Raw genomic sequence first — 18,264 nt, 5'->3', positions numbered from 1 at the left:
GATTCATGGCAATAAAAAAAGCCGACTGGCTGTTTTATTTGCTAAACTACACCAATCGGCTATGTAAAAATCTATTCCGTTTTATTCTCTGCCTTATCTGTTCTTTTGTGATAAGGCTTCTCTTATTCTCTCCGTATCCCATTTTTCTGGAAACAATACCGCCATAATATGAAACGCATCCATCAGTCCTGCAATATACGCATGAGTGCCGTATTCAAAATCCTGCTTTTCCCTGCAATCTATAAGATGTTGGCAAACTTCCCTCTGTTTCTCCGTCAAATCAAGCTGGTTAAAGGCATCCTCCGCATATCCCTCATCCTTACTGTCTTTTTGATAACTTACATCGGCTTGTAGCAGTTTCAATACGGATTCGTCTTTTAATTTCTCTGCTGCTATCTTCACCAGTTCTTTAAATTCCTTATCGTACATCACTTCCCCCTACAAGCTCTACTCTTAATTTTTTTATAGGTGCATGGATAACCTTAAAAATAAGTTCGTCAACGCAGTCTGTATATCTGCCTTGCTGTATGAGCTGATTTTTCAGTTCCACAAGGCTATGTAACAAAATGCTCCGTTCCCCACTATCCACATACAAATGATTTTTCTTTTCTCTCATAAAGTCCACCATCCTTTTTTGATTTCATTATATAGACGGATAGCAGAATGTTCAAAGCTGCAAATTGGATCAAAAAAATAAGCGTACCACTATCTCTAATGATACACCTATCCCGTTCAATTTCTAAGAGCCTGTTGTCCGCTTTTTATCAGCAAGGTGGACACTACATAGACACGTTAATTGCCCAAACCCTTTATTTTCCGTTTGTGTTCCCACACCCGATATCAACTACCACCGAAACGTCAAAGTAGTTTTTGAGGTGCTTATTTCGGATTTTTTCACCCTCCGAAGTGAACGTGAAATGCTTCGCAAAGTGCCTAAAATAAAGGATTTCTACGAGGTTTTCTTTTGTATCAACACAATAGTCTCTACATGCACCGTTCCCGGAAACATATCCACACACACGCATCTCTCCACTCCATACCCGCATTCCTGCAACATCTCCAAATCCCTCGCCAAGCTTGTAGGCTTACAAGAGATATACACGATTTTCTTCACTCCGAAATCGATAATCTTCCTCAACGCTTTTGGATTAATACCGTCCCTTGGCGGGTCAAGTACGATAATGTCCGGCGTTTCCCGTACTAAATCAATTGCCTTTAGCACATCGCCTGCAAGGAACTCGCAGTTCGCAAGCCTATTCAGCTCCGCATTCTGCTTCGCCGCCTCCACAGCTTCCTCCACAATTTCAATGCCAACGACTTTCTTTGCCACAGACGCCAGCATTTGTGCTATCGTGCCTGTTCCGCTATACAAGTCGAAAATTACTTTGTCTTTCATCTCCCCTACATAAGATCGCGCCAAATCATATAGAACCTCCGCCCCCAGGGAGTTTGTCTGAAAAAAGGAAAACGGTGTTATTTTAAATTTCAGTCCCAGAAGTTCTTCGTAAAAGAAATCCTGCCCGTAAAGGATTTCCGTTCTGTCGTCCTGCACCACATCCGCCAAGCTGTCGTTGTATGTATGAAGAATTCCCGCAATCTTTCCTTCCAGCGGTAATGCCAGAATACACTCTGCAAAGCCCTTCAGATCATGCTGCTCCTGGCTGCTAGTCACCAAATCAATTAAAATCTCCCCCGTTTTCTCTCCTCTGCGCACCAGGAGATGACGCAGATATCCTTCATGCGCCATTCTATGATAAAAACTCATCTTATGTTCCCTGCAATATTCCAGGACACAGGTAAGGATTTTTCCAAAATCCCCGCACACAATCTGACAGTCCGGCACATTCACAATGTCATAAAAGCTTCCCCGTCTATGAAGTCCTAACGCCAACGGACCGTCTTTTATTTCATCGCCAAAAGAAAACTCCATCTTATTCCGATAAGCAAATATTTTCGGACTCCCCTTGATTCCCTCAAAAATATATTCTCCCTGCACCGCTCCATCCATGAGTGCTTTTACCTGCTGCTTTTTCATAGAAAGCTGTTCTTCGTAGGGAAGGTTTTGGTAAGTACACCCGCCGCAAGCGCCGAAATGCGGGCAGGCAGGTTCTATTTCTACAGGCGACTTTTCCAGGACTTCCAGAAGTCTTCCTTCACATTTCCCTTTCCGAATTTTATTGATGGAAAACCTGACCTTCTGCCCAGCCAGGCTATTTTTTACAATGACAGGCTTGTTCTCATTTTCTACTTCTGCAATCCCTTTATTTGGGAATACTACTTCCCGGATCTTGCCTTCCAATATCTGTCCTTTTTTCATATTCTGCTCCTCATATCAGTTCATCTATACTCTAAAGAAGGCAGGTGCCTTATGGCATCTGCCCATCTGTGTGCTTTCATTAATTACAATTTTAAAACATAAATAAAATGAAACTGCCGTGATTACTCAGCCTCTTCCTCTTTGCTGTCTTCTTTCTTGGAATCTTCCTCAGAATCATCAAAGTAATCATCAAAATCATCCTCAAAGTCATCCTCGAAATCTTCCAGATAGTCCGGTGTAAAATAACGGTATACGCCATATGCGATTGCTGCTACTGCGGTTACTGCCCCAATAATCGCCAGCACCCATAAAACGGTATTCTTTTTACTTTCCTCTTCTTTTCTTTGTAATGCTGCCAGAAAATCTTCCCACTTATTCATAGTATGCACATCCTTTCTAAGACATCCTGTTATGTCAATTCTTTTTCATAGTATAACACTAAAAAGAAAATATTACTATACAAAATCGAAATTTTATTCTTTTTTTGTTACCTGCATTATTGCATATAGGGTAAACAGCAGCATCGCACATATTTTCCAAAACCACGCATATATTTCATCATCAGAAGGAGGACAAGTGCATGACAAACCAAACGCCCATATCACAAGAAACCCGGCGCGGCCAAAACCAGCTTGACGAAGCGAAAAAGGCCACGCCCATCGGAACATTCTTCCAACAGCTGAATGATCCGCTGATTTACATTTTATTCGCCGCAGCCGCTATCTCTACCATGCTGGGCGAAATCGGGGACACTGCCATCATTCTGGTGGTAATCTTCGTAAACGCAGTTGTGGGAGTTATCCAGGAAGGAAAAGCCCAGCGCGCCCTGGACGCCCTAAAGGAAATGACCAGCCCCACCGCTCTTATAGACATAAACGGCATACCTGCGGAAATCCCTGCCAAAGATTTGATTGTAGGGGACCTCGTTTACCTTGACGCAGGAAGGCAGGTTCCGGCCGATCTGGTGCTGACTTCTGTTTCCAGTCTGAAAATCGAGGAGTCCGCACTTACCGGCGAGTCCCTTCCTGTTGAAAAAGATACCTTGTCTGAAAATAAGGCGTATATGTCTACCAACGTCACCTACGGCAAAGGAACCGGGCGCGTGACGGCCATTGGAATGGACACGGAAATCGGAAAAATCGCCAAAATGATTAATACGGCCCCCACTGAAATGACACCTTTGCAAAAGCGCCTTGGAGATTTAGGAAAAGTTCTGAGCGTCGTATCCGTACTGCTCTGTGTCCTGCTTTTCCTCATTGCACTAATTCAGAAACGAGATGTGATGGAAATGCTGATTACCGCTATTTCCCTGGCCGTTGCAGCAGTTCCGGAAGGACTGCCCGCCGTTGTCACTCTTGTACTGGCGCTCAGCATCTCACGGATGGTAAAAGTAAATACAATTGTCAAACGGCTGCCCAGTGTAGAAACCCTGGGTTCTGTAAGCGTTGTCTGTTCTGACAAAACAGGGACTTTAACACAGAACAAAATGTCTGTCACCCTCTGTTATACTAACGGCGAGCTTCTGGATGTTTCTACTCTGGCTCCCTCTAGGGATGAACATTTCCTGAACGGCTTCCTCCTTTGTAACGACGCCATCCTCTCCCCGGATACCCGTCTTGGCGATCCTACGGAGCTGGCGCTCTTAGATATGGGAGGCCTCTATCAGCTCTCCCGAAACCGTCTGGAACAAACATACCCTCGCATCCGCGAAATCACATTTAGCTCTGAGCGTAAAATGATGACCACCCTGCACCGCAGCGGTTCCTCCACCGTTTCTTACACGAAGGGATCGCCTGATGACGTCCTTGGAAAGTCCAGCCAAATCCTGCTAAATGGGAAAATCCTCCCGCTGACTTCCCAGAGGCGCAATGATATCCGCCGGATTCTTGACAGACTCACTTCCCATGCCTTACGTGTCCTTGCCCTTGCCATGCGGACCGGTGATTCTTCTCCCCAGGAAACCGACATGATTTTCCTTGGACTGGCAGGCATGAAAGACCCCATCCGCCCGGAAGCCGCAAAAGCTGTGCAGGATTTCAAAAAAGCCGGCGTCCGCACCGTCATGATTACAGGGGACAGGAGCGATACCGCGCTGGCGATTGCCCGGGAATTGGGAATTGCCTCTGAGCCACACGAATGTATGACTGGAAGTGATTTACAGAAAATGTCCGTGCCTGAGCTGGCGGCAGCGGCGTCTCGGGTCAACGTATATGCGCATGTCTCTCCCGAGCATAAAATGCGCATCGTATCCGCACTGAAATCTATAGGAAAAACTGTGGCGATGACTGGGGACGGAGTGAACGACGCACCTTCCTTGAAGACCGCCGATGTCGGGATTGCTATGGGAATCACAGGCACAGATGTTGCAAAGAATGCCGCAGATATCGTTCTGGCGGACGACAACTTTGCCACGATTGCAAAAGCTATCGCTGAAGGACGGAGCATTTACGAAAACATCAAAAAAGCCGTGCTTTTCCTGCTCTCCTCCAATTTCGGTGAAATTATTACCATGCTTTTTGCCATCATCCTGGGGCTGGCTTCTCCTTTAAAGCCCAGCCATATCCTATGGATTAACCTGATTACAGATTCTCTCCCGGCTTTAGCTCTGGGAACAGACAGGAATGATGCCTCCCATTTTATGAAACATCCTCCCCGTCCCAAAAATGAAAGCCTTTTTGCAGAAGGCGGACTTGCCTGTACGCTTTTATATGGGGGGCTGATTGCCTTTATCAGCATGGCTGCCTTTCTTCAGCTCCCCGTCAGCCTCCTGCTTGCAGGGCACACAGACATCACCCTGCGCTCCCTCCAGGCGCTGCTGATGGACGAAGGTATTCTCGCCCGCTCCCAGACCTACGCTTTTACCGTACTCGGCATGTCGCAGCTCTTCCATGCCATTGGTATGCGGGATGTGGAAACCTCTGTTTTCCGCATGAAGCATTTTTCCAACAAACTCATGATTTTCGCCTTTTTTACCGGAATCGGGCTGCAGCTCTTAGTGACGGAGATTCCATATTTTATCCAAATTTTCGGAACCTGCCATCTTACACTCTTTGAGTGGGGACAGATGATTTTCCTGGCTTCTATGCCTTTGCTGGTACATGAATTGCTGATACTGTTTTCAAGAAAAAGAGCTTCTGGCTCTTAACCGGTTTCAAAAGGGCTGTGCATCCGCTGCACAGCCCCTTATATCACACTTTATTCTATGTTAATTCCTTTTTCCTCTTCTTTGATTTCCCAATGAATCAGGAATGTCAGCGCCGCCCGCAAAGCAATGATTCCTGCCACGATACCAATCTCCTTCCATTCCCGCACAACTACGGTCCTCAGGATTTCACTTCCCAGCTTGAACTCCAGTCCCATCGCCATTCCTTTTGCCAAAGCAATCCTGGTATCGGGGCATCGTCTCAGATATTTATAAAATCCTACAATACCAGACCAGATAATAATTCCCACGCCAATAAACTCAAACAGCAGGATGGCATAATTGACAATATCCTCCAGCGTCATTTCCAATAACTCCATATTCTTCCTCCTATGTGCTCAGACTATTATATTTTTTTATTCTATCATCCTCCGCAGAAAAATGCATCCATTTTTTACTCCGCTCCACACAATTCATAATAAAATGCATATTGCTGCAGGACTCCTGCATATCCCTGGTAACGCTCAAAAGGGAATCCCTCCGGATAATGGCTCGTCAGCATGTCCCTGATATGTGTATCTATCGGAAACGCATCCACATGATGCAGTGCGAACAGGCAGATACACTCCGCAACCTTGATTCCCACACCGGATAATTTCATTAACTCCGTTCTGGCCGCCTCATACTCCATTCCCGCCAGTTCACTTAAAGACACCGTGCCATCTGCCACCATTTTCGCTGTATTCCAGATATATTTTGCCCGGTAGCCGAGGCTGCATATGGCAAAGTCTTCGAGATTTTTCCTTGCCAGGACATCTGCTGTCGGAAATACATAATATTTCTCCCCCCTGAAATCCTCTTTCTCCTCACCGAACTGTATACACAGAGATTCCACACACTTCCTTATACGCGGAATATTATTTTGCTGCGAAATGATAAAGCTGACAATCACTTCCCACAGCTCCTGTCGCAGAATCCTCATCCCCTGTCCGCAGCGCACTGCCGCCGTCAGGTAAATGTCCTCCTGATCTACTGCATGCACCATTTTCTCATAATCCGTATACAGATCAAAATAGTCTTCCCAACGCCTTGAAAATTCCTCTCCTGTACAAGAAAAAGAAATTACTTCCCCCTCCTGCTCCATCTCCAGATACTCTCCAAATGCTGTCAGGCCATAACGATTTTCTCCAAGCGATTTCATACGGAAACACTGCCCGGAATTACAGATTTTATGTAAATCAAATGCGGGAATTTTCCTTTTTATCATATGTCGTGCCTCCTGCCTTATTCCTCCAAATGCTCCAGCCCCTGGCTTAAAATGCTGCATACATGGTCATCCTGCAGCGAATAAAAAATAGTTTTTCCTTCCCGGCGGAACTTTACCAGACGGCTCTGTTTCAATATGCGGAGCTGATGGGAAATCGCACTCTGTGTCATATTCAAAAGCTGCGCAATGTCGCATACGCACATTTCGCTTTCCAACAGTACATAAAGAATCTTAATCCGGGTCGAATCTCCAAAAACCTTAAAGAGCTCCGCCAAATCATAGAGAAGCTCTTCATCTGGCATCTGACTGGTAACAGCTTGTATGATTTCCGGATGAGCGTGTATATAATCACATTTTGGCGCTTCATTATTATAAGCCATAGTAAATTCTCCTTCTTTTTGATTTCATCCCCTTCGTTCCGGAATGAGCCTTGATGCGATATATTCCTATTATACCTCTATTTCTCCTCATTGCAAATATATAACTTTTTCCACTTATGCTCACAGGTGGAAGTTCTTGAAGAGAATACTGCCCAGCCTTGATATTAGTGTTACCAATCATTGACGCCCCTACCGTATTACCTATCTATTGTATCTCAACACTGAAGCCTTCAATGGAAAATCCTCTCTAAAATAAATCCAGTTTCTTAAAATCTGTTTGCGGTGCATGGCAAGTTCCGTTTTCACAAAGATACCATTTCGTACCTTCCGATATCGGATAAGATGCGGTAAACGGTGCAAGCTCTGACAGCTTCTTTTTATTCTCCGCTGATTGAAAAAGAATACTTAAATCATGTGCCGGATTCTCCCGAAGGTAAGATATCAGTTCATCCGGCAGTTCACTTCCGGTGCAGACCAGCTCCTTATGCGGATAGAGCGATTTTGCCATAGCCATTAAAGAAAAACAGTGTGCGGCAGGATACTCCTTAACACATCCCGCCATAAATCTGTGCTGACGGTCTGCCGCTTCCCGAAACAATATTTCACCCGTAAGAGCCGCCAGCTCCTCTAATACTTCCTCAGCGACGGCGTTTCCGGATGGAACTGCCCCATCATAAGTTTCTTTGGGGCGTGTAATCAAGGCCTCCGCGTCATGTGCAGTCAGGTAATACCCCCCGTTTTCCTTATCCTCAAATAAATCTATCATCTGTTCCGCCCGAAATATTGCTTCTTCCAAATATTTGATTTCAAAGGAAGCGCGGTACAGCTCAAGCAGCGCAAGCGCATACACAGAGTAATCATTAAGCTGTCCGGCATGAGCAGCTTCCCCTACGCAATAGCGGACAAAAAGCCTGTCTCCTTCGTTTGTCATTTTTTCAGAAATGAAGTTCCTTGCCTTCACTGCGGCTTCCATATAACGCGGGCTATTAAGAATCCGCGCGGCTCTTGCCAGCGAAATAATTGTCCATGCATTCCATGACAGCAGGATTTTGTTGTCAAGATGGAGGTGTGCTCTCGTTCTCCGATACGTGTAAAGCCGCTGCAAACGAGAATCACCCGCCCCCCACGCTGCATCCCTTTTCCCAATCCGGTTTGGAATGCTCTGTCCTTCAAAATTTCCACGTTTTGTAATATCATACGCCCTGCAGAATTCTTTACCGTCTTGCTCCCCCAATACCTGTATAATTTCATCAGGGGTAAACACGTAATATTTTCCCTCCACACCGTCACTGTCTGCATCCTGCCCGCAATAAAATCCACCTTCCGGCGAAGCCAGCTCTCTTAGAATATATCCGGCAGTCCGCTTTGCAACGTCCGCATAAAATGCTTTTTGAGTAAGCTGAAACGCTTCCAGATACGCCAAAAGCAACAGAGCATTATCATACAGCATCTTCTCAAAATGCGGCGCAAGCCACCTCTGATCGGTCGAATAGCGTGAAAATCCTCCGCCAATCTGATCAAATATCCCTCCTTCAGCCATCGCTTTCAGGGTCACCTCTGCCATGTACAGCGCTTCTGGCAGCTTTTCCGCCTCATGCATCCTCATCAGAAAGAGCAAATTATGCGGAGTCGGGAATTTCGGCGCTGCGCCGAATCCTCCCCAGGCAGAATCAAAGGTTTGCAAAAGCAAACGATAGCCCCTGTGCAAAAGAGCTTCATCAATTTCACCCGGTTCTGTAAAATCATCCTTTTGCAGCGCTGATATAATCTGCTCACTTGACTCCAAAATTTTTTCACGCCCGTTCTCCCAAAGATACGATATCCGGCGAAGCAAATCAGAAAGCCCCGGCTGCCCATACCGGCTTCTCTTCGGAAAATAAGTCCCAGCAAAAAACGGCTTCTGTTCCGGTGTCATAAAAATCGTCAGCGGCCAGCCGCCCGAACCCGTTAATGCCTGGCAAACCGACATATAGACAGAATCAATGTCAGGGCGTTCCTCACGGTCAACCTTAATGCAGACATACTTATCAAGCAGCCTGCCAATTTCAACATCTTCGAAAGATTCATGCGCCATAACATGGCACCAGTGACAGGTAGAATAACCGATACTCAAAAAAACCGGCTTATCCTCTGCTTTTGCTTTTTCAAAAGCCTCCCTGCACCATGAATACCACTTGACCGGATTATCTTTATGCTGCAGCAGATAGGGAGACTTTTCATTTACAAGCCTATTCGCCATCCTTTTCCCTCCACACACATTCTTCTGGCGTCTTATGCTGATTTCTCTTTTTTCATCATCACACGCCATTGCGTATACCTCGCTTCTATACAGAATAGTGTGCCCTGAAATCGGAATACTATTTTATGTACTTTTCTTTTTTGGCTTCTGCAATTTATCTTTTCTGCTTTTCCACACTTTTGCCAGGATGTCTTTCAACACTAAAAAAGCATCCAGCTCATTATACCCGTACTCCTTTTTTAACTCGTCAATCATAATATTTAACCGTGCCGCATAATTGGCAGTGTTTCGTCCGTCTCCCCTTTTGATATCGTCTGCCTGCTTACTCCCAGCTTTTCAGCAACCGCTTCCTGCGAAAGTCCGCATTTCTTCCTCGCATGAAATAAACTGTTTCCTAATTTCATTCCAACCACCTCATTCCTGTGTAATATAAAGCAAGTATACTCCCACACATCTCAAAAAACCACCAATCCTATTTTACATTTCTGCACGTTTATTTAACTCTTTCATTAATACGTTACAATCCGCAAGACCGCTGTTTGTGATATCTCTGAAGAAAATCTTGACAAATTAGTAACTTGTTGCTATAATCAAAATACGTAACAAGTTACTTATAGAAAGAGAAGATTCCATGAATTTCAATGATTTAATTGCTAAATTTTCAAATACCGCAGAAAACCAACAAAAAGCTATTTTCAGCACATTATTTATTGCCGGAAATAAGCTGCAAACACTTTTTGACAAACATATCCCGGAGATATCATTAAAACAATTTATGCTGCTGTCAATCGTTAGACAATCCGAAAAACAATTAACATTCACCCAATTAGGAACTCTATTGGGCTGTTCAAGACAAAATATAAAAAAATTAGCTGATGTTTTGATGAAAAAAGGCTTCATTACGATTCAGCGAAGCCCTTTGGACACCCGAGCCATGTGCATTTGCCCCACAGATAGGGTAAATAACTATTTTCAGAACGATTTTTCTAAATACCAAGGAGAATTAAAATATCTTTTTGAAGTTTATACAGACAAAGAAATCGAGACACTTTTTATTCTTTTATCCAAGTTATATACAGGGATAGAGCATTTAGAAAAGGAGATTCACCCCTATGAAAACAGTAGTAATTTATAATTCACAAACAGGGTTTACAAAACGGTATGCCCAATGGATAGCAGAAGCAGCCGGAGCGGATTGTCTGGAATTATCAGCAGCAAAAAGGACAAATTTAGATGCATATAAAGCGATTATTTTTGGCGGCTGGGCATGTGCGGGCGGTATCAGGAAACTTAGCTGGTTCAAAAATAATATAGACAACTGGAACGATAAGAAGTTAATTACATTTTGTGTCGGTGCAAGTCCGATAGATAGCCCTGAAATAGAACCCTTTCTTAAACAAAACTTTACAGAAGCAGAGTTTAAAAAAGTAAGCGTATTTTATTTTCCAGGCGGATTGAACTATGAAAAAATGTCTATACCATCAAAACTTATGATGAAAATGTTTGTAAAAACACTTAAAGCCAAAAAGGGCAAAACAGAGAAAGAGCAGGCAATGGCCAAAATGATTTCTGCTTCCTATGATATTTCTGACAAAAAATATATTGAACCAATTTTAAAATGTTTAGAAAAATGATTTTTTCTATATCTCAGTCCGCCTGCCAGATAGAATTCCGCATGGAACAACCGCTATATTCCATGCGGAATTCTATCTGGCAGGCGGACCGGATACAGCTATGAAACTTACTGAGAAATCCAAACCGTCAATGGCTCTCTCAATGCTCCAGCATATTTTCAATAAATATCCCAAACCCACTGGTAGCATCCTGGATAAATACATGGGTCACGGCGCCTATCAGCTTTCCATTTTGGAGAATCGGGCTTCCGCTCATTCCCTGCACAATACCGCCCGTTTTTTCCAAAAGCACCGGGTCAGTTACCTGGATTACCATGCTTTTATTTGCATCTCCGCTGTTCAGGTAAATTTTCTTGATTTCCGCCTGGTATTCCTGCACTTCTCCTTCTACGGCGCAGAGAATCGTGGCTGCTCCTTCCTCAACCTCCTGTTTATAGGCGATTTCTACCGGCTCTGACGCGGCGGCAATCTCTTCCATCTGTTTATTTGCAGTTCCAAAAATTCCTTCTTCTGTATTTTCACCAATCTCGCCGAGTTCTTCCTCTGTCCGATAGTGAATGACGCCTGACAGCTCGCCCGGCACGCCCCGCTCTCCTTTTGTCACCGAAAGGATGTCTGCATGGTACAGGGTTCCGCCTGACAGATTCAGCAGCTCCCCAGTGTCTACGTCGCTGATTCCATGCCCCAGCGCTCCGAAATTCTTTTCCTCGTCTACATAAGTCAGCGTACCAATGCCCTGTGTATCGTCGCGGACCCAGATGCCCAGCTTGTATTCATCATTCTCTGTGTGCACCGGAGCCAGTTTCAGCGTAGTCGTTTCCCCATTCCGCTGTACCTCAAGCACAAGCTCTTCGCCCTTGCTTCCATTGATCAGCTGAGTAAGCTCTTCTTTATTCCTTACCGGGCTGTCATTGACAGAGGTAATGTAATCCCCGGACTGGACAATATTAAGCGCCGGCTCATAGTCCAGTCCATCTAAACCACGCACGGTTCCTGTACCCACCACCAGGATTCCCATGGTCTTCATATATATACCAATCGCTTCCCCGCCCGGTGTAACTTTCTTTTCTTCTACTACATTCACATGGATATCCTTGATTGGAATCACGCCAAGCAGACTGCAGCTTATCTTCACCGAACCCTGCGGAATATTGGATTCATCCCTGCCGCCCGCTTCCACTGCTTCCTGTTCTACCATAGGTAAATCCAGCTTTATTTCCCTCTGGTCTTTCCCTCTCACCACATTCAGCTCATCGGGAATGCTCCTTTTTATCAAAAAAAATCCTGTGAAAGCCATGATACACAGCAACACAGGAATAAAAATCCCAAGCTTTTTCATCACTTTTTTCACATCCTTTCTACGCTTCTAGTATGCGAAATAAAATGATTTTCAACCTTGTATTTTTTTGTCCGCCTTTCCAAATCCTTCCAAATTTATATTTGACGCCTAGCTCTTTTTCATCTGAGCCGCCAGCTCTTTCATCTCCCGCGCGCTTTTCAGCACAGTCGGAGTAATCTCTGCACCGCCCAAAATGCGCGCCAGCTCTTCCACGCTTTCTTTTTCTGACAATTTCTGTATAGACGTAAATGTAACCTGGTTTTCCACTTTCTTTTCTATTACATAATGGCTGTCAGCCATAGACGCAATCTGCGCCAGATGCGTAATACAGATAACCTGATGGCGCTTCGCCAGTACCGCCATCTTTTCTGATACCTTCTGCGCTGTACGTCCGCTGATTCCTACATCAATTTCATCAAAAATCAACGTTTCCGTAGCGTCTTTATCCGCCAGCACTGCCTTGAGCGCCAGCATAATCCTGGACAGCTCGCCTCCGGAGGCTACTTCATTCAATGGTTTTACAGGTGAACCCGGATTCGTGGAAATCATAAAGCAAATCTCGTCAATTCCCAAAATCCCCGGCGTTTCCAGCGGCTCAAACGCAATTTCAAACTGTACATCCAGAAAATTCAAATCTTCCAATGCTTCTTTTATTTTTACACTTAAATCAAACGCATATTTCTTTCTGATTTTAGACATCTTTCCGGCATTCTCAAACAACTCTGCCTCGCAGGATGCAAGTTCCTTCTGAAGCTTCGAAAGGCAGGCTTCATAATTCTCCAAAACATTCAGCCGTTCCTGCCGTTCCTCCTGGTATGCCAAAATTTCCGGAATCGCATTCCCATACTTCGATTTCAGGTGATTGATAAGATCAAGCCTCGTCTCAACTCTGGAAAATTCTTCCTCGTCAAAGCTCAACCTTTCCACGTAATCCGAAAGCTCCCTGTTAAAATCATTCAGAAGGCTGTCAATATCGTAAAGCTGGTCGTTCAGCCCTGAAATCTCCCCATCCAGCTCCGCCACTGCACTCAAGCTCCGGATGGCTCTTCCCGTCATCTCGGACGCGCCTCCGTCGGGGGAAAGCAGGGCGGATATCTCTGCGGCTGCCTCTGCAATCTTCCTGCCGTTCACCATTTTCCGATACTGCTCTTCCAGGCTCTCATCCTCGCCCTCCATCAGCGCCGCAGCCTCTATTTCCTCTATCTCAAAGCGCAGGAAATCTGCCTCCTTCGCCCTTGCATTCTCATCTGTCTGCATATTTGAAAGCTCACGCTTCTGCCGCTGCCACCGCTTATAGAGCTCTTCATTTTTCTCCGCATACGGCTCCAGTTCTTCTTTGGCATACTCGTCCACAATAGCCAGGTGGTTTTTCCGATACAGCAGCGACTGATGCTCATGCTGTCCATGAATATCCAGCAGTACCTCTGCCGCCTCCCGGATTCTGGATACCGTAACAGTTTCCCCGTTTATTTTGCTGATTGTCCTTCCTTTCGCCAGCTTCCTGGAAATAATGACCTGCCCATCCTCCACGGGCACTTCAAGCTCCTCCAGACGCCGCCTGATTTTTTCATTTTCTACAGAAAAAATCAATTCCACCAAAGCGTACTCCGCATCCTCCCGGGCAAAACCTTTAAAGCCCGCCGCGCCCAGCGCCACGTTTACCGCTCCGATAATAATTGACTTTCCCGCGCCTGTCTCTCCGGTCAGGATATTCAGTCCGGTGGAAAGCTCCACATCCACCTCCTGGATTAACGCCATATTTTTCACATGAATATTCCACAACATACGATTTTCCTGCCCTCTCCCGAATCAAGTAACCGTTCCGCTTTGCCGGCTGGTTACAAAAATAACCTATACTGTCTATCTTCCTGTCATCCGATGGATCTTATCCATCACCAGCAGCGTATCGTCCACGCTGCGGATAGCGCACATCACCGTATCGTCCCCCGCGATGCTTCCCGCGACCTCCGGCCAGCGCATCGCGTCAATCGCAGCCGCCACGGCCATCGCCATCCCCGCCACAGTCTTTACCACCAGGATATTCTGCGCCATATCCATAGAGACAAAGCCATCCTTAAGCACACGCAGATACTTCTCATCCATCCCTGAACTGTGTGCAGCCATCACCGCATATTTCTGCTTCTCACCGTTCTGTGAAATCTTTGTTAATTTCAATTCCCGGATATCCCGTGAAACCGTCGCCTGCGTTACGGCAAATCCTTCCCGGTTTAGCCGTTCCGCCAGTTCCTCCTGGGTTTCAATATCATAACGGTTAATCAAGTCAATGATTTTTGCATGTCTTTCTATCTTCATCTTTACCTCCATTGGCGCACTATAGGAGATAAGCACTCCTACTGATTGCTCATTTTCTTCCTGAGCACCTCAAGAAAACTAATATTATTTATTTTCAAAAGCCTGGCATACCGTGAAGCCTTGCGTACCGTCACCTGGTCGCCGCCGCAAAGCCCCATGCAGGTATCTCCGTCAAAAGTCACCACGGCTGACTCTGAGTGCCTTCCTTCCTTCACCTCAACCGTGATTTCCACATCATCCGGCAGCACAATGCTTCTGGTATTCAGCGTATGGGGGGCGATCGGGCTGAGTAGAATCAGGGAAGCCTCCGGCGATACGATCGGCCCGCCTGCCGAAAGGCTATAGCCGGTAGAACCGGTCGGTGTAGAAATCACGATGCCGTCCGCACTGTAAGAATTCAAAAATTCCCCATTCACATAAATATTGAAATCAATGATACGTGGCTTTCCATCCCGTCCAATCACAATATCATTCAGAGCCATATCCTCCATCAATTTCTTCGACTTCCTGCATACCGTTCCCTCCAGCATCATCCGGCGTTCCGTAATAAACGCATCTCCCATCAGCCTCTCCAGAGCCGGCTGCACATTCTGCTTCTCGATTTCCGCCAGGTAACCCAGCGTCCCCAGATTGATACCCAGCAGGGGAATATCCTTTTCACTTAAATCACGGCATGCCTGAAGCAGCGTCCCGTCACCGCCTACTACCAGAACGCACTCTATATCTTCCGGAATCTGCGCCGCGTCCGTATATTTATAGGAATGCCCTTCCCCGCACCGCACCTGTTCCTGAATCATACACGTTTTTCCCCGTGCCGTCAAATATTCCTGAACAAACCTGGCAGTCTCCAGCGCCGGGTCTTTACTATTGTTTGTAATAACATAAAAGTTCTCCATATGCGCTACCTGCCATCCAGTTCTTCATGTGCCGCGGCAACCGTTTCCTGCACGGAAAAATGCATATCCTCCCAGCGCGTGCCCTCTTCCCGTTTCTGAAGATGCAGCAGATATTCAATATTTCCCTCTGGCCCTTTGATGGGGGAAAATTCCAGATGCAAGGGTTCAAAAGAAATCTCCCGGGCATACGCCAGCACCTTACAGATTACCTCCTCATGCACTTTGCTGTCGCGTACTACGCCCTTTTTTCCTACCTTTTCCCGTCCCGCCTCAAACTGGGGTTTAATCAGGCACACGATTTGCCCGTTTTCCGTCAAAAGATTCCGAACCGGAAGCAGTACCTTTGTCAGAGAAATAAACGATACGTCAATCGATGAAAACTCCGCCCTCTCTTCGATATCTTCCGGCGTTACGTAGCGGATATTCGTTTTTTCCATGCATACCACACGCTCATCCTGGCGCAGCTTCCAGTCAAGCTGCCCGTGCCCCACATCTACCGCATATACCTTCACCGCGCCATTTTGCAGCATACAGTCCGTAAATCCCCCTGTGGAAGAACCTACGTCCATACAGATTTTCCCCTCCAGGGAAATATCAAAATGACTCATCGCTTTCTCCAGTTTCAGACCTCCGCGGCTCACATATTTCAGAGTGTTTCCTTTTACTTCAATCTGCACGCCCTCTTTAAACATAGTGCCTGCCTTATCCTCTTTCTGGCCGTCTACATATACATTGCCCGACATGATGATGGCTTTTGCCTTTTCCCGTGACGCCGCCAGATTCCTTTTTACCAGCAGCACATCCAAACGCTCCTTCATGTTATCTCCTTATCTATAAAATCGTCCGCGCTTTCACAAACAGCGTCAATCGCTGTTTCCAATATATTCTGCAAGAATCCTCTTCTCGATAGACTCCGCGTCTATACCTGCCTCTTTTTTCAAGATTTCCACATTTCCGTGTTCGATATAATCGTCCGGAAGCGCTACCTGTATGATCCGCGCCCTGCTGCCGATTTCATGCAGGTAATCCAGCACATGCTCCCCAAAACCGCCGCACCGCACATTTTCTTCCAGTGTAACAATCAAACGATGCTCCTGTTCCAGCTCACGCAGCAGATCCTCGTCAATCGGTTTCACAAACCTCGCATTTACCAGAGAGCATGGGTAACCAAGCTTTTTCAGGTACAGGCGCACTTCATGAGCCGTCTTTACCATGCTTCCCACCGCCAGCAGAAGGATTCCTTCTTCATCAAACAGTACCTCGCTTTTCCCGTATACCATCGGCGCACGGAATTCCTGCAGGCCGTCATACGCCTCACCCCGCGGATAACGCAGGGCAATCGGCCCTGTATACTCCACGGCAAACTTCATCATATCTGAAAGCTCCCACTTATTTTTCGGAGCCATCACACACATATTCGGAATCGTAGAAAGGTAAGATAAATCAAAAATACCCTGATGTGTCTCCCCGTCGCTGCCTACCAGTCCCGCCCTGTCGATGGCAAATACCACATGCAGGTTCTGGATACACACATCATGCAGCACCTGGTCATATGCCCTCTGCAGGAAGGAAGAATACACGGCAACTACCGGGGTAAGCCCCGCCGCCGCCAATCCTGCCGCAAACGTAACCGCATGTGCTTCCGCGATGCCCACGTCAAAAAACCTGTCCGGGAACATATTGGAAAACCGCTTCAGCCCCGTGCCGTCAGGCATCGCTGCCGTGATAGCTGCCACATTCGGATACCTATCCCCAAATTTCCGCATCACCGTAGAAAAAATATCCGTATAGTTTGGTTTTACCCGTTTCTTTTTGGGAAGCCCCGTCTCTATCTCAAAAGGCTCCGCCCCATGAAACCGCGCCGGATGGCGTTCTGCCGGGACATATCCCTTTCCTTTTTTCGTAAGCACATGTACCAGTACCGCGCCGTCCAGCTTCTTAGCTTCCTGGAATACACGGCACATCTGCTGGATATTGTGCCCGTCCACAGGTCCCAGATACGTAATTCCCATGTTTTCAAACAGCATTCCCGGAATAAAAAGCTGCTTGATGCCGTTCTTTGTCTTATGGATATGCTTCACAAATCTCTCGCCATATACCGGAATTTTATTCAAAACATTTGTAATTCCCGTTTTCAGCCCGGTATACGCTTCATTTGTCCGCAGTTCGCCCAGATACGTAGACATGCCTCCCACATTTTCCGAAATGGACATATTATTATCATTCAGGACGATAATAAAATTCGATTTCACCCGGGAAGCATTATTCAGCGCCTCGTACGCCATCCCTCCCGTCAGGGAACCATCGCCGATAACTGACAGCACATGATATTGTTCCCCCAGAATATCCCTAGCACGCACATATCCCAGCCCTGCCGAAATAGATGTAGAACTGTGGCCCGTGTCAAAAGCATCGCAGCTGCTCTCCTTCCTCTTCGGAAACCCGCTCATGCCTCCGTATTTACGCAGGCTGTCAAACCCGTCCCGCCGTCCGGTCAGCAGTTTATGCGTATACGCCTGATGCCCCACATCCCAGATCATCTTATCCTCGGGAAGTTCGAATACGAGATGCAGCGCCATCGTCAGCTCCACCACCCCCAGATTCGAAGCCAGATGCCCGCCCGAAACACTGATTTTCTGCATCAGAAATTCCCGGATTTCATCTGCAAGTACAAGAAGCTCCCCTTTATCCAGTTTTTTAATATCGTTCGCCTGATTTATCTTTTCTAAAACCATAC

18 protein-coding genes are annotated in these 18,264 nt (G+C 46.2%); 3 read left to right on the top strand and 15 right to left on the bottom strand.

The features are described from left to right. Window positions 1-93: 93 nt before the first annotated feature. The 4 genes from NFR99_RS04805 to NFR99_RS04785 all read right to left on the bottom strand — a co-directional run bounded on the left by NFR99_RS04805 (window position 94) and on the right by NFR99_RS04785 (window position 2,697). Complete coding sequence (locus tag NFR99_RS04805) at window positions 94-429, bottom strand: hypothetical protein (protein WP_135976966.1); 336 nt, start codon at window positions 427-429, stop codon at window positions 94-96. Continuing rightward, window positions 419-616 carry a hypothetical protein gene (locus tag NFR99_RS04800; protein WP_135976967.1) on the bottom strand — a complete coding sequence of 66 codons (198 nt, stop codon included), beginning with the start codon at window positions 614-616 and terminating at the stop codon, window positions 419-421. The genes NFR99_RS04805 and NFR99_RS04800 overlap by 11 nt, the downstream gene beginning before the upstream one ends. Window positions 617-949: 333 nt before the next feature. Next, the gene (gene rlmD, locus NFR99_RS04790) at window positions 950-2,317 is read right to left on the bottom strand and encodes a 23S rRNA (uracil(1939)-C(5))-methyltransferase RlmD (RefSeq protein ID WP_251352982.1); all 1,368 of its coding nucleotides are present in this window, start codon (window positions 2,315-2,317) and stop codon (window positions 950-952) included. Window positions 2,318-2,439: 122 nt separating this feature from the next. Then, complete coding sequence (locus tag NFR99_RS04785) at window positions 2,440-2,697, bottom strand: hypothetical protein (RefSeq protein ID WP_251352980.1); 258 nt, start codon at window positions 2,695-2,697, stop codon at window positions 2,440-2,442. 200 nt (window positions 2,698-2,897) lie between these two features. On the opposite strand from NFR99_RS04785, the gene NFR99_RS04780 reads away from it, so the two are divergent. Then, on the top strand, window positions 2,898-5,462 hold the full coding sequence (locus NFR99_RS04780; protein ID WP_135976970.1) for a cation-translocating P-type ATPase: 2,565 nt from the start codon (window positions 2,898-2,900) through the stop codon (window positions 5,460-5,462). Window positions 5,463-5,512: 50 nt separating this feature from the next. Here the strand turns inward: NFR99_RS04780 and NFR99_RS04775 are convergent, their stop codons facing one another. From NFR99_RS04775 to NFR99_RS15360, 5 genes are all read right to left on the bottom strand, one after another. Next, window positions 5,513-5,839: a DUF1622 domain-containing protein gene (locus NFR99_RS04775; RefSeq protein ID WP_120481439.1), complete on the bottom strand. Its 327-nt coding sequence runs from the start codon at window positions 5,837-5,839 to the stop codon at window positions 5,513-5,515. A 74-nt stretch (window positions 5,840-5,913) separates the two neighbouring features. After that, entirely contained in the window at window positions 5,914-6,726 is an 813-nt protein-coding gene (locus NFR99_RS04770) for a DNA-3-methyladenine glycosylase family protein (RefSeq protein ID WP_251352978.1), read from the bottom strand. A 17-nt stretch (window positions 6,727-6,743) separates the two neighbouring features. Further along, window positions 6,744-7,106 (bottom strand): ArsR/SmtB family transcription factor, encoded by a 363-nt coding sequence (locus tag NFR99_RS04765; protein ID WP_120481437.1) that lies wholly within the window; start codon window positions 7,104-7,106, stop codon window positions 6,744-6,746. A gap of 247 nt (window positions 7,107-7,353) precedes the next feature. Further along, window positions 7,354-9,345: a thioredoxin domain-containing protein gene (locus NFR99_RS04760; RefSeq protein WP_251352976.1), complete on the bottom strand. Its 1,992-nt coding sequence runs from the start codon at window positions 9,343-9,345 to the stop codon at window positions 7,354-7,356. Window positions 9,346-9,605: 260 nt separating this feature from the next. After that, window positions 9,606-9,749: a helix-turn-helix transcriptional regulator gene (locus NFR99_RS15360; protein WP_330571538.1), complete on the bottom strand. Its 144-nt coding sequence runs from the start codon at window positions 9,747-9,749 to the stop codon at window positions 9,606-9,608. A 227-nt stretch (window positions 9,750-9,976) separates the two neighbouring features. Between NFR99_RS15360 and NFR99_RS04750 the strand changes: the two genes are divergently transcribed. Together NFR99_RS04750 and NFR99_RS04745 are read left to right on the top strand one after the other, a co-directional pair. Continuing rightward, a complete protein-coding gene (locus tag NFR99_RS04750; RefSeq protein WP_120481435.1) occupies window positions 9,977-10,480 on the top strand; it encodes a MarR family winged helix-turn-helix transcriptional regulator in 504 nt (167 codons plus the stop codon). Next, on the top strand, window positions 10,458-10,979 hold the full coding sequence (locus NFR99_RS04745) for a flavodoxin domain-containing protein (RefSeq protein WP_135974985.1): 522 nt from the start codon (window positions 10,458-10,460) through the stop codon (window positions 10,977-10,979). Before NFR99_RS04750 ends, NFR99_RS04745 begins: the two co-directional genes overlap by 23 nt. A 139-nt stretch (window positions 10,980-11,118) precedes the next feature. Here the strand turns inward: NFR99_RS04745 and spoIVB are convergent, their stop codons facing one another. The 6 genes from spoIVB to dxs all read right to left on the bottom strand — a co-directional run bounded on the left by spoIVB (window position 11,119) and on the right by dxs (window position 18,262). Then, window positions 11,119-12,318 carry a SpoIVB peptidase gene (spoIVB, locus tag NFR99_RS04740; RefSeq protein ID WP_120481433.1) on the bottom strand — a complete coding sequence of 400 codons (1,200 nt, stop codon included), beginning with the start codon at window positions 12,316-12,318 and terminating at the stop codon, window positions 11,119-11,121. A 108-nt stretch (window positions 12,319-12,426) separates the two neighbouring features. Further along, the gene (gene recN, locus NFR99_RS04735) at window positions 12,427-14,103 is read right to left on the bottom strand and encodes a DNA repair protein RecN (protein WP_120481432.1); all 1,677 of its coding nucleotides are present in this window, start codon (window positions 14,101-14,103) and stop codon (window positions 12,427-12,429) included. 75 nt (window positions 14,104-14,178) lie between these two features. Further along, a complete protein-coding gene (argR, locus tag NFR99_RS04730; protein WP_135974989.1) occupies window positions 14,179-14,631 on the bottom strand; it encodes an arginine repressor in 453 nt (150 codons plus the stop codon). Window positions 14,632-14,669: 38 nt separating this feature from the next. Beyond that, complete coding sequence (locus tag NFR99_RS04725) at window positions 14,670-15,527, bottom strand: NAD(+)/NADH kinase (RefSeq protein WP_120481430.1); 858 nt, start codon at window positions 15,525-15,527, stop codon at window positions 14,670-14,672. A 5-nt stretch (window positions 15,528-15,532) separates the two neighbouring features. Continuing rightward, window positions 15,533-16,345 (bottom strand): TlyA family RNA methyltransferase, encoded by an 813-nt coding sequence (locus NFR99_RS04720; RefSeq protein WP_251352974.1) that lies wholly within the window; start codon window positions 16,343-16,345, stop codon window positions 15,533-15,535. Between the two features lie 45 nt (window positions 16,346-16,390). Further along, window positions 16,391-18,262, bottom strand: a complete 1,872-nt coding sequence (gene dxs / locus NFR99_RS04715) for a 1-deoxy-D-xylulose-5-phosphate synthase (protein WP_120481428.1) — start codon at window positions 18,260-18,262, stop codon at window positions 16,391-16,393. Window positions 18,263-18,264 lie beyond the last annotated feature (2 nt).

Source organism: Hominisplanchenecus murintestinalis, assembly GCF_943193015.1.
In the GTDB taxonomy this organism is placed as follows: Bacteria; Bacillota; Clostridia; order Lachnospirales; family Lachnospiraceae; genus Hominisplanchenecus_A; species Hominisplanchenecus_A murintestinalis.
This window is presented reverse-complemented; position numbering and strand designations above follow the sequence as displayed.

Bases quoted from the DNA above. Each gene is read 5' to 3' on its own strand.
- argR (WP_135974989.1), bottom strand. From the start codon at position 14,631: ATGAAGATAGAAAGACATGCAAAAATCATTGACTTGATTAACCGTTAT.
- NFR99_RS15360 (WP_330571538.1), bottom strand. From the start codon at position 9,749: ATGAAATTAGGAAACAGTTTATTTCATGCGAGGAAGAAATGCGGACTT.
- spoIVB (WP_120481433.1), bottom strand. From the start codon at position 12,318: ATGAAAAAGCTTGGGATTTTTATTCCTGTGTTGCTGTGTATCATGGCT.
- NFR99_RS04780 (WP_135976970.1), top strand. From the start codon at position 2,898: ATGACAAACCAAACGCCCATATCACAAGAAACCCGGCGCGGCCAAAAC.
- recN (WP_120481432.1), bottom strand. From the start codon at position 14,103: ATGTTGTGGAATATTCATGTGAAAAATATGGCGTTAATCCAGGAGGTG.
- NFR99_RS04725 (WP_120481430.1), bottom strand. From the start codon at position 15,527: ATGGAGAACTTTTATGTTATTACAAACAATAGTAAAGACCCGGCGCTG.
- NFR99_RS04800 (WP_135976967.1), bottom strand. From the start codon at position 616: ATGAGAGAAAAGAAAAATCATTTGTATGTGGATAGTGGGGAACGGAGC.
- NFR99_RS04765 (WP_120481437.1), bottom strand. From the start codon at position 7,106: ATGGCTTATAATAATGAAGCGCCAAAATGTGATTATATACACGCTCAT.
- NFR99_RS04805 (WP_135976966.1), bottom strand. From the start codon at position 429: ATGTACGATAAGGAATTTAAAGAACTGGTGAAGATAGCAGCAGAGAAA.
- NFR99_RS04745 (WP_135974985.1), top strand. From the start codon at position 10,458: ATGAAAACAGTAGTAATTTATAATTCACAAACAGGGTTTACAAAACGG.
- NFR99_RS04770 (WP_251352978.1), bottom strand. From the start codon at position 6,726: ATGATAAAAAGGAAAATTCCCGCATTTGATTTACATAAAATCTGTAAT.
- NFR99_RS04775 (WP_120481439.1), bottom strand. From the start codon at position 5,839: ATGGAGTTATTGGAAATGACGCTGGAGGATATTGTCAATTATGCCATC.
- NFR99_RS04750 (WP_120481435.1), top strand. From the start codon at position 9,977: ATGAATTTCAATGATTTAATTGCTAAATTTTCAAATACCGCAGAAAAC.
- NFR99_RS04720 (WP_251352974.1), bottom strand. From the start codon at position 16,345: ATGAAGGAGCGTTTGGATGTGCTGCTGGTAAAAAGGAATCTGGCGGCG.
- NFR99_RS04785 (WP_251352980.1), bottom strand. From the start codon at position 2,697: ATGAATAAGTGGGAAGATTTTCTGGCAGCATTACAAAGAAAAGAAGAG.
- NFR99_RS04760 (WP_251352976.1), bottom strand. From the start codon at position 9,345: ATGGCGAATAGGCTTGTAAATGAAAAGTCTCCCTATCTGCTGCAGCAT.
- rlmD (WP_251352982.1), bottom strand. From the start codon at position 2,317: ATGAAAAAAGGACAGATATTGGAAGGCAAGATCCGGGAAGTAGTATTC.
- dxs (WP_120481428.1), bottom strand. From the start codon at position 18,262: ATGGTTTTAGAAAAGATAAATCAGGCGAACGATATTAAAAAACTGGAT.